The 14,400-nt window shown below is 70.0% G+C and carries 13 protein-coding genes; 11 read left to right on the top strand and 2 right to left on the bottom strand.

Annotation, left to right across the window (positions count from 1 at the left end; all coding sequences use genetic code 11):
- Together KBI44_15135 and KBI44_15130 are read left to right on the top strand one after the other, a co-directional pair.
- Positions 1-667, top strand: a 667-nt coding sequence (locus KBI44_15135) for an HAD-IA family hydrolase (protein ID MBP9145815.1), incomplete at its 5' end; no start/stop codon positions are given.
- A gap of 209 nt (positions 668-876) precedes the next feature.
- A complete protein-coding gene (locus KBI44_15130) occupies positions 877-3,801 on the top strand; it encodes a M4 family metallopeptidase (protein ID MBP9145814.1) in 2,925 nt (974 codons plus the stop codon).
- 112 nt (positions 3,802-3,913) lie between these two features.
- Here KBI44_15130 and arsM read toward each other — a convergent pair whose 3' ends face one another.
- The gene (arsM, locus tag KBI44_15125; GenBank protein ID MBP9145813.1) at positions 3,914-4,816 is read right to left on the bottom strand and encodes an arsenite methyltransferase; all 903 of its coding nucleotides are present in this window, start codon (positions 4,814-4,816) and stop codon (positions 3,914-3,916) included.
- Positions 4,813-5,166: a helix-turn-helix transcriptional regulator gene (locus KBI44_15120; GenBank protein MBP9145812.1), complete on the bottom strand. Its 354-nt coding sequence runs from the start codon at positions 5,164-5,166 to the stop codon at positions 4,813-4,815. The genes arsM and KBI44_15120 overlap by 4 nt, the downstream gene beginning before the upstream one ends.
- A 67-nt stretch (positions 5,167-5,233) precedes the next feature.
- On the opposite strand from KBI44_15120, the gene KBI44_15115 reads away from it, so the two are divergent.
- The 9 genes from KBI44_15115 (at position 5,234) to katG (ending at position 14,390) form a co-directional block, all read left to right on the top strand.
- Complete coding sequence (locus tag KBI44_15115; protein ID MBP9145811.1) at positions 5,234-5,659, top strand: hypothetical protein; 426 nt, start codon at positions 5,234-5,236, stop codon at positions 5,657-5,659.
- Complete coding sequence (locus KBI44_15110) at positions 5,656-6,792, top strand: type III polyketide synthase (GenBank protein ID MBP9145810.1); 1,137 nt, start codon at positions 5,656-5,658, stop codon at positions 6,790-6,792. The genes KBI44_15115 and KBI44_15110 overlap by 4 nt, the downstream gene beginning before the upstream one ends.
- 82 nt (positions 6,793-6,874) lie before the next feature.
- Positions 6,875-7,387, top strand: a complete 513-nt coding sequence (locus tag KBI44_15105; GenBank protein MBP9145809.1) for a hypothetical protein — start codon at positions 6,875-6,877, stop codon at positions 7,385-7,387.
- Positions 7,384-7,626 carry an acyl carrier protein gene (locus KBI44_15100; protein ID MBP9145808.1) on the top strand — a complete coding sequence of 81 codons (243 nt, stop codon included), beginning with the start codon at positions 7,384-7,386 and terminating at the stop codon, positions 7,624-7,626. The genes KBI44_15105 and KBI44_15100 overlap by 4 nt, the downstream gene beginning before the upstream one ends.
- A 27-nt stretch (positions 7,627-7,653) precedes the next feature.
- Entirely contained in the window at positions 7,654-9,504 is a 1,851-nt protein-coding gene (locus tag KBI44_15095) for an AMP-binding protein (GenBank protein MBP9145807.1), read from the top strand.
- A 13-nt stretch (positions 9,505-9,517) separates the two neighbouring features.
- Positions 9,518-10,042 (top strand): GNAT family N-acetyltransferase, encoded by a 525-nt coding sequence (locus tag KBI44_15090; protein ID MBP9145806.1) that lies wholly within the window; start codon positions 9,518-9,520, stop codon positions 10,040-10,042.
- Between the two features lie 7 nt (positions 10,043-10,049).
- Positions 10,050-10,484 carry a DUF2007 domain-containing protein gene (locus tag KBI44_15085; GenBank protein MBP9145805.1) on the top strand — a complete coding sequence of 145 codons (435 nt, stop codon included), beginning with the start codon at positions 10,050-10,052 and terminating at the stop codon, positions 10,482-10,484.
- Positions 10,485-10,689: 205 nt separating this feature from the next.
- Positions 10,690-11,730, top strand: a complete 1,041-nt coding sequence (locus KBI44_15080) for a DUF1254 domain-containing protein (protein MBP9145804.1) — start codon at positions 10,690-10,692, stop codon at positions 11,728-11,730.
- Positions 11,731-12,194: 464 nt separating this feature from the next.
- On the top strand, positions 12,195-14,390 hold the full coding sequence (gene katG / locus KBI44_15075) for a catalase/peroxidase HPI (protein ID MBP9145803.1): 2,196 nt from the start codon (positions 12,195-12,197) through the stop codon (positions 14,388-14,390).
- Positions 14,391-14,400 lie beyond the last annotated feature (10 nt).

Raw genomic sequence — 14,400 nt, 5'->3', positions numbered from 1 at the left:
CAACTTCCGTCTGCTGGTTTTCGACTGGGACGGCACGCTGATGGACTCGATCGGCACGATCGTCGACTGCACGATGGCGGCGTTCGCGGCGCTCGAGGACGTCCCGGCGGGCGAGCGGCTGGCGCCGGAGCAGGTCCGCGAGTGCATCGGCCTCGGTCTCCCCGAGACCATGCAGCGGCACTTCCCGAACTGGAACGAAGACATATCGGCCCGCCTGGTCGACAACTACCGCCGCCTCTGGCGCGCCGACTACAAGGACAGGGTGGCGCTCTTTCCGGGTTCGTTCGCGGTCGTCGAGGAGCTCCATGCCGCGGGCTACCTCCTGGGCGTCGCCACGGCCAAGGGGCGCGCCGGGCTCGAGCGCGAGCTCGACGCCACCGGCCTGCGGCGGTTCTTCCACGCTACGCGCACGGTCGACGAAGCGCCCTCGAAGCCGGCCCCCGGCATGCTCCTCGGCCTGTTCGAGGAGCTGGGCGTCGTCGCCGCTGAAGCGCTGATGATCGGCGACACCTCGTTCGACCTCGAGATGGCCGGCAACGCCGGCTGCCGCGGGATCGGCGTCCTCTCCGGCGGCCAGCGCCTGGAACACCTCGAGCCGCACCGGCCGGTCGCCGTCCTGCCGAGCGTCCGCGAGCTGCCGGCCTGGCTGGGGGCCTCTCCTGCCTGAGTCGGTCCGGCGGAAACCGGCCCCCCCTCCAGGAAGACCGCGCAACGGCGACTTGCGTCCACCAGCCCGGGGGTCTAGGCTTATCGCTCCATTTTGAGCTTTCCGCAGGAGCCCGCACTCATGCCCAGGCGCCCAGCAGTTCCGATTTCGGCGACTCGAGGCAGGGCCGTGCTCGTCGACCGCCAACGTGTCAGAAGAGGAGCCGAGAGATGAAGAAGAGAAGTCCGAAGATGTCTTCCGCCGCGCGCTGGGGCCTGGGGCTCGTCCTCTGTGCCGCCACCGCCACCACCGCCGGACCGGCCGCTGCCGCCGTGGCGCCGCTCGATGGGCGTTCTGCCGGCCAGCTCTCCGCTGCCCTACAGGCGCCGGTGGAGGTGAGCTACAGCCGCGCGACTGGCGCCGTCCGATTCCTGCGCGTCGCGCCGGGCGCCCAGTCGAATCTCGCCCCTGCCACCGGCTCCCCCGACGAGCGTGCCCGCGGCTTCTTCGCCGCCCAGGCGTCGCTCTTCGGCATCCGCGACGTCGGCGCCGAGCTCTTCCTCCGGAAGACGACCACCGAGCCCTCGGGCCAGCAGCACCTCATCTACGACCAGTTCTACCGCGGCGTGCCAGTCTTCGCCGGCGAGCTGCGCGCCCACTTCGACGGCGCCGGCCGCCTGCAGGCGGTGAACGGCAACTTCGTCCCCCAGATCGACCTTCCGGTCGCGCCGGTCATCGGCGCCCAGTGGGCGAGCCAGCGGGCGATCGACTTCGTGCGCGACAGGAACGGCCGCGCCACCGCCGCCGGCCTCTCCGCCTCCGAGCCGCGCCTGACGATCTACCGCCTTGGTCTCGACAAGGGCGTCGCCGGAACGAGCCATCTGGCGTGGCGGATCGACGTCTCGAACGCCGGTGATATCCGCGAGTTCGTCTTCGTCGATGCCCGCTACGGCAAGGTGATCGATTTCCTGCCCGGCATCCACGAGGCCATGAACCGCCGTGCCTTCCCTGGCACCGACGGCGCCGCGCCGGCGAACTCGCCGGAGGCCTGGCCGGCTTCGCCGGACTGGGTGGAGGGCAACGCAATTCCGTCCGCTCCTGCGAATCAGGAGCGCGACAACATGCTGATTTCGTCCGGCGATGTCTACCAGCGCTTTTTCGCCGGTTTCGGGCGCGACTCCTACGACGCTGCCGGCCACGTCATGGACCAGGCCTATGAGCGTGACTACGGCTGCCCGAACGCCTCCTGGAACGGCAACCTGATCTCCTTCTGCCCCGGCTTCACCACCCACGACGTCACCGCGCACGAGTGGGGCCACGCCTACACCGAGTACACCCACAACCTGATCTACCGCTGGCAGTCGGGTGCGCTGAACGAGGCCTACTCCGACATCTGGGGCGAGGCGTTCGACCTCGAGACGCAGCTCACCAACATGATCGACACCGACGCGCCGGATGCGGCGCGCACGGCGGGCGCCTGCTCCTCGTCGTTCCCCAGCCCGCCCAAGTGGACGGTCAATTCGCCGGCTCCCATTGCGGCCGACTACGTCGTCGGCACGGCCGACTTCGGGCCGCCGGTCACCAGCTCGATCACCCAGGATCTGGTCATCGCCATCGACGGCGCCGGAGCCGACACCAACGACGCCTGCGAACCCCTGACCAACGCCGGCGCGATGGCGGGCAAGATCGCCTTCGTCAACCGCGGCGCCTGCTCGTTCTACGTCAAGACGCTGAACGCCCAGGCGGCTGGCGCGGCGGCGATCATCATCGGCAACGTCGCGGGGAGCGCCAATCCGGGAACGGCGCCGGGCATGGGTTGCGTCGCCGACCCGACCTGCCTCGCCGGCGTCTACACGATTTCGACCGTTTCGCTCAACTTCGCGAACGCCGAGCTCATGCGGGCGAACATCGCGGTGCCGGTCAACGGCACCCTCCAGACGCAGTTCCCGACCGACGTCTCGGTGCGCTGGCTGATGGGCGAGGATGTCGACGGCGGGGCGCTGCGCGACATGTGGAACCCCCTCTGCTTCGGCAACCCCGGCAAGGTCACCGACACCGCGCAGTACGTCTGCGGCACCGGCGACAACGGCGGCGTGCACTCGAACTCCGGCGTCCCGAACCACGCCTTCGCGCTGCTCGTCGACGGCGGCACCTACAACGGCCATACCGTGACGTCGATCGGCATGGTCAAGGCGTTGCACCTCTACTACCGGGCGCAGACGGTCTATCAGTTGGCCGCCTCGGACTTTGCCGATCATGCCGACGCGATGGAAGCCTCCTGCAACGACCTCGTGACGGCGGCGACGCTGCTCGACGATCCGTGGGGAGGGCCCCAGCAGACGATGCAGGCAGCCGACTGCATCGAGGTCGCCGACGCGATGCTGGCGGTCGAGATGCGCACCGAGCCGACCTTCTGCAACTTCACGCCGCTGCTGGCGCAGAATCCGCCGGCGATCTGCTCATCCGGCTTCCCCTACACCACGCAGCTCTTCGACTGGGAGAGTGGTGCCGCGGGCTGGACGGTCAGCCGGCGAGGGGTGGTCAATCCGGGAACGTTCCTCGATCGCGACTGGACGATCGACGCGTCGTTGCCGAGTGGCCGCTCCGGCAGCGCCTTCGGGGCCCTCGATCCGACCGACGGCGACTGCGTCGTGGACGACGAGACCGGAGCACTGGTTCTCGACAGCCCGACGTTCGTGATGCCGTTCGGCGGCGCCGTTCCCCGCTTGACGTTCGACCACTACGTCGCCTCCGAAGCCACCTGGGACGGCGGCAACATCAAGATCAGCGTCAACGGCGGGCCCTACACCGTCGTGCCGCCCACGGCGTTCTCCTTCAATGCCCAGGTGAGCGCGCTCTCCACGGTCGGCGCCGGCAATACCAACCCGCTGGCCGGCGAGATGGCCTGGCACGGCTCCGACGGTGGCTCCAACTCAGGCACCTGGGGCCGCACGATCGGCAACCTGACCGGCATCGTCGCCGCCGGCCAGAATTTCAAACTCCGCTACGAGTTCGGCAATGACGGTTGCGGAGGCACCGACCTCGGTTGGTGGGTCGACGACGTGCAGATCTACACCTGCCAGACCGCCGAGCCGTTGTTCCTCGACGGCTTCGAGGTGTCGACGTCCGCACGCTGGAGCTCGGTAGCCCCCTGAGGTTCGTCGAGCCCCGGGGAGCCCCGGGGCGTTCGAGTTTCACGGCAGCAACGGAAAAGGGCCGCCCTCGGGCGGCCCTTTTCTCGTCTTCACGATGCCGTCGGGTGGCGCGCTACCTCGCGCCACCGCAGCAGTCGGTGCCGCAGCAGCTGGTGGCCTCGCCGGCTCCCGCTTTCGCCCCCGCCGACACCTGCGCCGGGCGGGCGCGGTAGGTCACCGAGCGGACGGTGCCCTGAACTTCGGCGAGCGTCGTGCCGGTGCGGGCGAGGAGCGCCTCGACCTCCTCCGGCATCGTCTGAAGCATCGTCTCGAGATAGTCGACGTCGCGCAGCACCTCGATGTCGGCGAGCCCGGCCTCGGCGAGGCCGGCGAAGTAGCCCACCTTCTGATCGGCACCGGAGATGCAGCCGACGTAGCCCAGGAGGTCGGCCGCGAGCGCCGCGGGGAGGGGCCGTTCGAGGACGATGTCGGAGACCACGAGACGGCCTCCGGGCTTGAGGACGCGGGCGATCTCGCGGAAGACAGCGGGCTTGTCGGGCACCAGGTTGATGACGCAGTTGCTGGTCACGGCGTCGACCGAAGCGTTGTCGACCGGCAGCGCCTCGAGCCGGCCGGCGCGGAACTCGACCTGCGCGAAGCCCATCCGGGCGGCGCCGGCGCGGGCCTTGTCGAGCATCTCGGGGGTCATGTCGACGCCGATGACGCGGCCGGTGGGGCCGACCTTGCGGGCGGCGAGGAAGGCGTCGATGCCGGCGCCGGAACCGAGGTCGAGCACCGTTTCGCCCGGCTGCGGCGCGAGGTAGCCGATCGGGGCGCCGCAGCCCAGACCGAGGTTCGCCTCGTCGGGGAGCGCGGCGAGGTCATCGGCGTCGTAGCCGATCCCCTTGGCGACGTCGGTTTCACAGCCGGCGCCGACGCCGCAGCCGCAGCCGGAGATCTCTCCGGCGGCGATCTTGCCGTATCGGCTGCGCACTTCGCCGACCTTCTCTTCGTGGTTCGCGTTCGCGAGAGTCATGGGGTGTTCTTTCCTTTCCGGACGCCCGAAAGCGTCACGAGTGCGCCGCCCGGCGGGCAGGTGGTGCCCCCCTGGCAGCAGTTTTCGTACAGGTAAGCGAGGAGCTCCTCCACCGCGCCGAAGTTCGTCGAATAGCGGATCGAACGCCCGGCGCGCCGCGAGAGGACGAGGCCGGCGCGCTCCAACTGGGCGAGGTGGAACGAGAGTGTGGGCGCCGGCACAGCGAGCGTGGCGCCGATCTCGCCCGCAGCGAGACCCTCCGGGCCCTGCTGCACGAGCAGACGAAACAGGGCGAGGCGGGTCTCCTGGGCGAGCGCAGCGAGGCGGTCGAGAGCGGTTGTGGCTTCCATGTTTTTAAAACTATAGAACAATCGTCCTCCTGTCAAGTCCGCCCCGCGGCGGTATCATGAGGTTCTCTTGCCGCGCTTCCTCCTCCTCGCCGCCCCCCTTCTGCTGCTCGTCTTCGCCGGCGGCGCGGCGGCTCTCGAGCTCTTCGGGCTGGCTCCCGATCTCGGGCCGCTCGCGGCGGAGGGCGTCGCCCGGCCGGAGGGGCTCCCGGTGACGATCCGGGTGGCCACCTGGGCGTTCGAGGGCCTGGCGCTCCTCGCCCTCTTCCTGCTGCTCTGGGGACGCACGCCGCGCTGGTGGCTCGACGGGCTCGCGGCCGGTGCCGCAGCGTGGACGTTTCGCGGACCGCTCCTGGTCTTCGCCGTAGCCGGCCTCACCCGCCTTCCCGTCGCCCCCTTCTGGCAGCTCGCGAAGGGGGCCCTGGTCGTCGAGCTCGTGGCCGCCTTCGCCCTCGCGCTGCTCGCGCGCCGCACCCTGGGTGACGCAGGTCGATGACCGCCACGGCGCCGGCAGGCGGGCTCGCGGGAGCGGTGACGAGCGCGGCGACGCCAGCGATCCGAGCGAGCCCTGCGATCGCCGCCGTCGGTTCGGCCTTTCCGCACCACTACTACGATCAGGAGACGCTGCTCGAGGCCCTGCGCGGCTACTGGGAGCAGCGCTACTTCAACCTCGAGCGCATCGAGCAGCTGCACAAGAACGTTCTCGTCGGCGGGCGGCACCTCGCGCTGCCGATCGAGGAGTATCCCGGACTCACGACCTTCGGCCAGTCGAACAGCGCCTGGATCCGCGTCGCCGAGGAGATCGGCGGCGAGGCCCTGCTCGCGGCGCTCGGCAAGTGCGGCCTCAGCGTCACCGACGTCGACGCGCTCTTCTTCGTTACCGTCACGGGTATCGCGACGCCGTCGATCGACGCCCGCCTGATCAACCGTCTCGGCCTCCGGAGCGATCTCAAGCGCATCCCGATCTTCGGTCTCGGCTGCGTCGCCGGGGCCGCCGGCATCGCGCGCGCCGCCGACTACGTACGTGGCTTTCCCGACCAGGTCGCGGTCCTGCTCTCGGTCGAGCTCTGCTCGCTCACCCTGCAGCGCCAGGATCTCTCGATACCGAACCTCATCGCCTCGGGTCTCTTCGGCGACGGCGCCGCAGCCGCAGTGGTGGTCGGCGCGGACCGCGCCAGGGATCTGGCGACGCCGGGGCCGGCGATCCTCGCCTCGCGCTCGATCTTCTATCCCAACTCCGAGCGCGTCATGGGCTGGGACATCTCCGAGAGCGGCTTCCAGATCGTCCTCTCGGCCGACGTGCCGAAGGTGGTCGAAGGGCATCTGCGGGAGGACGTCGACGCCTTCCTCGGCGAGCGCGGCCTCACTCGCTCCGACATCGCCTCCTGGGTCTGCCATCCTGGTGGTCCGAAAGTGCTCGAGGCGATGGAGACGGCGCTCGAAGCGCCGGATGGGGCGCTCGAGCTCACCTGGCGAAGCCTGCGCGAGGTCGGCAACCTCTCTTCGACCTCGGTGCTCCTGGTCCTCGAAGCGACGCTCGCCAGCCGCCGTCCGCCGGCCGGCAGCCTCGGGATGCTCCTCGCGCTCGGCCCCGGTTTCTGCAGCGAGCTCGTCCTCCTGCGATGGTAGGTTCCCTCTCGTGAAGCTGCCTCCCGGAACACTCTTCTTCCTCCTCCTCGTCGGCGCTGTGGCGGTCGAGCGCACGCTCGAGATGGGCCTCTCGGTGCGCAACGCCCGGCGCGCCTTCGCCCGCGGTGGCGTCGAGGCCGAATCGCGCCGCTTCTATCTGCTCATGGTCGTCGCCCACGTCGCCTTCCTCGCCGCTGGGCCCCTCGAGGTGTTGCTCCTCGACCGGCCGTTCCTTCCTCCGGTCGCCATCATCGCCACCTGGATCGTGGTGCTCACCATGGCGCTGCGCTACTGGGCGATCGCGACCCTCGGCGAGCGCTGGAACACCCGTGTCATCGTGGTTCCAGGTCTGCCGGCGGTGGCCTCGGGGCCGTACCGGTTCGTCCGCCATCCGAACTACGTCGCGGTGGCGATCGAGGTCGCGGTCCTGCCGCTCGTTCACTGCGCCTGGATCACCGCGCTGGTGGCGACCGCCGCGAACGCCCTTCTCCTCGCGGCCCGCATCCGCCACGAAGAGCGCGCGCTCGAATCGGCCGGGGACTATCGGGACCGCCTCGCCGGGCGCGCGCGGCTCCTGCCCTGGGGTGACGCTTGAGACGCGCCGAGATCGAGAGCGGTATCGCGGCGGTGGCGCGCGAGCACCTCGGCTTCACGGGCAGATTCGATCCACGGCTGCGGCTGGTCGAGGACCTGGGCTTCGACTCGCTCAAGCTCCTCACGCTCGCCGCCGAGATCGAAAACCACTTCCGCGTCACGCTCGATCCCGACGAAGAGGCCCGGATCGCGACGCTGGGCGATCTGGTCGCGATCCTCGAGACCAAACTGCCGGGCTGATCCGGGCGAAGAGCCCACCGAGAGACCATGCCGCCGATCCGCAACGACCGCGAGCTCGATACCCTGCAGGGCCTGCTCCAGCGCGCCAGCGACTTTCCGCGCGCCGGGCTCCGTCTGGTCGATCGCGCCGAGCGCGAGACGTTCCTACCCTGGGCGACGATCGCGGAGCGGAGCGCCTACGTCGCCGGCGGCCTCGCCGAGCTCGGCGTGCGTCCGGGCGAGCGCGTGGCGCTCGTCTATCCGACCTCGGCCGAGTTCTTCCACGCTTTCTTCGGTGTGCTGCTCGCGGGCGCCGTGCCGGTACCGCTCTATCCGCCGGTGCGGCTCGGCCGTCTCGCCGAGTACCACGCCCGCACCGCGGCGATGCTCCGCGCCGCGGGGGCGCGCCTCCTGCTCGCCGACCGGCGCGTCCACGCGCTGCTCGGCGAGACGCTCGCCGAGGCGCGCCTGCCGCTGGGAGGTCTGACCCTCGACGACCTGCCGCACGACGCCCAGCTGATGAGCGACGGCGCTCCGGGTGACCTGGCGCTGGTCCAGTTCTCCTCGGGCACCACGGTCGAGCCGAAACCGGTGGCGCTCTCGCAGCGCGCGGTGCTGGCGCAGGTACGGGCGCTGAACGCCCTCTGGCCAGGGCAGGCCGCGAACACCGGGACTCGTCCGGGCGTCGAGGACAGAGAGAACGGAGACGATCCGGTGACCGGCGTCTCGTGGCTGCCGCTCTACCACGACATGGGACTCATCGGCTGCGTCTTCCCGGCGCTCGAGCGGCCCTCGGTGCTGACCCTGGTGCCGCCGGAGGCTTTCGTGGCACGGCCGGCGCTCTGGCTGCGCGCCCTCGGCCGGCACCGCGGCACGATCTCACCGGCGCCGAACTTCGCCTACGCCCTCGCGACCGAGCGCATCCGCGACGAGGAGATGGCGGGCATCGATCTCTCGCACTGGCGCTTCGCCCTCTGCGGAGCCGAAACCGTCGTGCCGGAGGTGCTGCGCGCCTTCGCGGCGCGCTTCGCACCGTGGGGCTTCCGCCCGGAAGCGCTCACGCCGGTCTACGGACTCTCCGAAGCGGCGCTCGCGGTGACCTTCGCCGATCTCGAACGGCCTTTCGTCAGCGCGCGCTTCGAGCGCGCGGCGCTCGCCGAGCGCGGCGAGGCCGTGCTGGCGCCCTCGCCAGCGCGGGGCGCCACCGCCGCCCCCCCCGGCGATTCCGCGCTCGAGATCGTCTCGGTCGGCAGGCCGCTCGCCGGCTTCCGTCTCGAGCTGCGCGGCGACGAGGGGGCGAGGCTCGGTGAGGATCAGGTCGGCCGGCTCTTCGTCGCCGGGCCGTCGCTGATGCGCGACTATCTCGACCAGCCGGCGGCGACGGCGGCCGCGCTCCGCGACGGCTGGCTCGACACCGGCGATCTCGGCTTCGTGCACGAGGGCGAGCTCTTCCTGACCGGCCGGGCGAAGGAGATCCTCCTGGTGCGCGGCCGCAACTACTCGCCCGCCGATCTCGAGCTCGCGGTCGCCGATCTCCCGGACGTCCGCCACGGCTGCGTCGCGGCGGCGAGCCATCTTCCGGCGGGGCGCGAGACCGAAGCTGTAGTGCTCTTCGTGGAGCACAGGAGGGGCGTTCCGGCGGTGCGCCTCGAGCCGCTGCGCGCTCGAGCGCGCGAAGCGGTGCTGGCGCGGGTCGGCCTCGCCGTCGACCGCGTCGTGCTGCTCTCGCCGGGGACGCTGCCGCGCACCTCGTCGGGCAAGATCCGCCGCGGCGAGGCGATGAAGCGCTACCTCGCCGGCACGCTCACGCCGCCGGCACCGGTCGGACGCGTGCGCCTTTTCGGAGCGCTCCTGCGCTCGCGCCTGGCGCGGTGGAAGTTGAAGCACGCCCGGGTATGAAAGGAAAGAGGACATGAAGAGCGGCGAGGTCGTCATCCGGCGCGGCGAAATGGCCGACATCCCGTGGTTGAAGCCGATCGAACGCGCCGCCACCGGCCGCTTCCGCGGCCATCCTGCCTTCGAGCCGTTCTGGGCGCAGGACTTCGCGCCCGAGCTCTTCGCCCAGCACGTGCGCTCGCGCACCCTCTGGGTGGTGACGATCGACGACGGTCCGCCGGTGGGCATGGCCTTCACCAGCGAGATCGATGGCATCGCCCATCTCGAGGAGATCGACGTCCATCCGGACGTCGCGGGCAGGGGCATCGGCGGCGAGCTTCTCGAAGCGGTCTGTGCGATCGCGCGCGTGAGCGGCTACGAGGCGATCACCCTCGCGACCCTGACGGACGTGCCGTGGAACGCGCCGTTCTACGCCAAGCGCGGCTTCCGCATCCTTGGCGACCACGAGCTCACCCCAGGTCTCGTCCAGCTCCAGCGCCGCGAAGCCGCCGGCGGCTTCCCGATGCACCTGCGCGTCATCATGCGCAGAGAGTTGCAGTAAAGGGCCCGTGAGCGGGGATCGTCTCGAGGCCGTCGCTGCGTACTCCTACCTGCACGAGGCGGAGTTCGCGCGCACCAGCCTCGAGTCGGAGGGTATCGTCACGGTGATCGAGAACGAGAACCTCATCCGCTTGGACTGGCTCTACATGAACGCCCTCGGGGGCCTCCGCCTCCTGGTGCGGGAGGAAGACGCCGGGCGCGCGCGCGAGATCCTCGCCCAGCCGGAGCCCGCGGCCGAACCGAGCGCCCCCGGCGAAGACCCAGCCCCGGCAACGGAAGCCTGCGCACGCTGCGGCAGCCCGGCCACAGAGGCGGTCGAGACGCGCCGCAAGGTCGGGCACGTGCTCTGGTTGCTCACCGGCTTCCCCTTCGTACGCCCCGGCCGAAGCCGCCGCTGCGCCGCCTGCGGCCTGCCGCTCGCCCAGGGGGAGCGCAACGCATGAGGCCGGCAGACTCGCCGGCGAGAGTGGCGCACGCGCACGGGCCGCGACCGAATGTCGCTAGCGCCGCAGGTACCCGCCCCCGAGTCGAGTCGCCCCGAGAGCCGCGGTCTCGTCCGTTCTCGCACCTCCCCGCCGGGCGGATAAAATCGTGGTGACGCCCACACCACGAAGGAAACGAAGGACGCCCGTCCAAGGAGAACTGACGATGCGAATCCCTACCTGCGCGCTCCTCGTAGCCGCGCTCCTCGTTGCCGGATCTGCGACAGACCCGATCTCGGCGACGGATGAAGGCGCAACGCAGCGCGTCACGCTGGACGATTTTCGCCGCGCGGAGACCGACACCTACTTCGCCAAGTTCGTGCAGGAGGGCTCACTGGGCAAGTTCCTCCATCAGCGCGACGTGGCGTCGGTCGACAATCAGGTGGTCATCCGCATGAACCGCGACACGCTCTACTCGCAGGCGTTGTTCGACCTCGATGCAGGCCCGGTGACGGTCACCCTGCCCGATTCCGGCGCGCGTTTCCTGGCGATGCAGATGATCGATCAGGACCACTACACGCCGGCGGTGATCTACGCCGCGGGCGCCCACACGTTCCGGCGGGAGCCGGGCGGCACGCGCTACCTCCTGGCGCTGATCCGGATCTTCGCCAACCCCAACGACCCGGCGGACATGCAGGCGGTTCACAAGTTGCAGGATGCGATCCGGGTCGAGCAGAAGTCGGCGGGCAAGTTCGAGACGCCGGCGTGGGACCAGGCTTCGCTCAAGCAGCTTCGCGACGCGCTCAACGGGCTGACCGCGGCCAACGGTGGGCTCGATTCGGCGCGCATGTTCGGCCGCAAGGACCAGGTGGACCCGGTGCAGCACCTCCTGGGCACGGCGGCGGGCTGGGGCGGCAACCCCCGCGAGACCGCGCTGTACGTCGGCGGCGTGCCGCCGGCGGCCGACGGCAAGACGGCCTATACCCTGACGGTGAAAGACGTGCCGGTCGACGGCTTCTGGTCCGTCAGCGTCTACAACAAGGCGGGCTTCTTCGAGAAGAACGCCAAGGGCGCCTACACGCTCAACAGTGTCACCGCCAAACCCAACGCCGACGGCTCGACGACCATTCGTTTCGGTGGCGACGAGCGCGCGCAGAACATGCTGCCGATCACGCCGGGTTGGAACTACCTCGTGCGGCTGTACCGTCCGCGAGCCGAGATTCTCGACGGCACGTGGAAGTTCCCCGAACCGGTCGAGCAGAGATGATGCCGTAGGGCGCCCAGCCAACGCCCGAAGGTCTGTTCAAGAGTGCCGATGCGGCCATGTACCGAGCCAAGGGAACAGAGAAGAGAGTCGTGCTCCTCCGCGAATCCGCCTAGCCGCCGGCTCTGCGATTGGACCTGCCAGCGGGGCTCTCCATGCCCCCCCGACCTGCTCTACGTGAGGCCCGGGAGCTCCTGTCAACGACGGCCCCTGGCGCTCCCCGGGCCCGCGCCGAGGGATGGGCCCGGCCTTTCCTGCAGAACCGCCCCGGCGGCTGTTGCCCTCCACGCTTCGTGGTGGGAAACTTCTTCGGGAAATGAAACTCCATGCGCCGTCCGTCGCCTGAGAAATCGCTCGAGAAGAGGCTTCCCGTAACGGCGAGGGGCTTTGCCTCTCCGCCTGCGCGGCCCGCCGCTCGGCGTCCGATCCGCTAGCTTCGCAAGAGCCTGACCGCAAGGGAGAACAAGATGAGCGACAGTGGCAAGTGCCCGTTCACCGGCACCTCCGGCAGTACGACTGCCGTCCGGGGCACCTCGAACCGCGACTGGTGGCCCAACCAGCTGAATCTCGGCATCCTCCACCAGCACACGCCGGCCGGGAACCCGCTGGGCCCCGATTTCGACTACGCCGAGGAGTTCCAGAAGCTCGATCTCGCCGCCCTGAAGCAGGACCTGGTCGCGCTGATGACCGACTCGCAGGAGTGGTGGCCGGCCGACTGGGGCCACTACGGCGGTCTGTTCATCCGCATGGCCTGGCACAGCGCCGGCACCTACCGCACCGCCGACGGGCGGGGGGGCGGCGGCACCGGCAACCAGCGCTTCGCGCCGGTCAACAGCTGGCCCGACAACGGCAACCTCGACAAGGCCCGCCGCCTTCTGTGGCCGGTCAAGCAGAAGTACGGCAACCGGATCTCCTGGGCCGACCTCCTGATCCTGGCCGGCAACTGCGCCCTCGAGTCGATGGGCTTCCGGACCTTCGGCTTCGGCGGCGGCCGCGTCGACATCTGGCAGCCCGAAGAGGACATCTACTGGGGCAAGGAGACGACCTGGCTCGGCGACCAGCGCTACAGAGGCGAGCGCGAGCTCGAGAATCCGCTGGCGGCCGTGCAGATGGGCCTGATCTACGTCAACCCCGAAGGCCCCAACGGCAACCCCGACCCGGTGGCCTCGGGCCGCGACGTGCGCGAGACCTTCGCCCGCATGGCGATGAACGACGAGGAGACCGTGGCGCTCATCGCCGGCGGCCACACCTTCGGCAAGGCGCACGGCGCGGGCGACCCGGCACTGGTGGGGCCGGCCCCCGAGTCGGCTCCCCTCGAAGCGCAGGGCCTGGGATGGATCAACCGGCTCGGCACCGGCGTGGGGGTGCACTGCACCACCAGCGGCGTCGAAGGCGCCTGGAAGCCCAACCCGACGAAATGGGACAACGGCTACTTCGACATGCTGTTCCGCTACGAGTGGGAACTGGTCAAGAGCCCGGCTGGCGCCCACCAGTGGCTGGCCAAGGACGTCCGGGAGGAAGACATGATTCCGGACGCCCACGACCCGACGAAGAAGCACCGGCCGATGATGTCCACTGCCGACCTGTCGCTGCGCCTCGACCCGATCTACGAGCCGATCTCGCGCCGCTTCCACGGCGATCCGCAGGCCTTCGCCGACGCCTTCGCCCGCGCCTGGTTCAAGCTGACCCACCGCGACATGGGGCCCAAGGCCCGTTACCTCGGCCCGGAGGTCCCGGCCGAAGACCTGATCTGGCAGGACCCGGTACCTGCCGTCGATCACCCCCTCATCGATGACGCGGACATCGCCCTCCTCAAGGCCAGGGTTCTCGCCTCCGGCCTGACGGTGGCGGAGCTGGTCTCGACCGCCTGGGCCTCGGCCTCGACCTTCAGGGGCTCGGACATGCGCGGCGGCGCCAACGGCGCGCGGCTGCGCCTCGCGCCACAGAGGGACTGGGAGGTGAACCAGCCGGCGCAGCTCACGAAGGTCCTGGACGTCCTCGAGACGATCCGGCAGGACTGGAACGGCGCCCAGAAGGACGGCAAGCGGATCTCCATTGCGGACCTCATCGTGCTCGCCGGCTGCGCCGGCGTCGTGGCGGCGGCGAAGGCTGCCGGGCACGCGGTCGCCGTGCCGTTCACTCCGGGCCGCACTGACGCTTCGCAGGAGCAGACCGACGTCGAGTCGTTCGCGGTCCTCGAGCCCGAAGCCGACGGCTTCCGCAACTACCAGAAGAAGGCCTACACCGTGTCGGCCGAAGAGATGCTGGTGGACCGGGCGCAGCTTCTCACTCTCAGCGCACCGGAGATGACGGTGCTGGTCGGCGGCCTGCGAGTGCTGGGTGCGAACTGCGGCGGATCCCCCCGGGGCGTGTTCACGAAGCGGATCGGAGCTCTCACCAACGACTTTTTCGTCCATCTCCTCGACATGGGCACCGTTTGGAAGCCCACCTCCGAGGCCGGCGAGACGTTCGAAGGACGCGACCGCAAGACCGGAGAGCTGCGCTGGACCGGCTCGCGGGTCGATCTGGTCTTCGGCTCCAACTCGCAGCTGCGGGCCCTGGCCGAGGTCTATGCGCAGGACGACGCGCAGGAGAAGTTCGTGCATGACTTCGTGGCGGCCTGGGACAAGGTCATGAGCCTCGACCGCTTCGACATCGTCTGATCCCGGGCGC

Source organism: Thermoanaerobaculia bacterium, from assembly GCA_018057705.1.
Lineage (GTDB): Bacteria > Acidobacteriota > Thermoanaerobaculia > Multivoradales > JAGPDF01 > JAGPDF01.
This window is presented reverse-complemented; position numbering and strand designations above follow the sequence as displayed.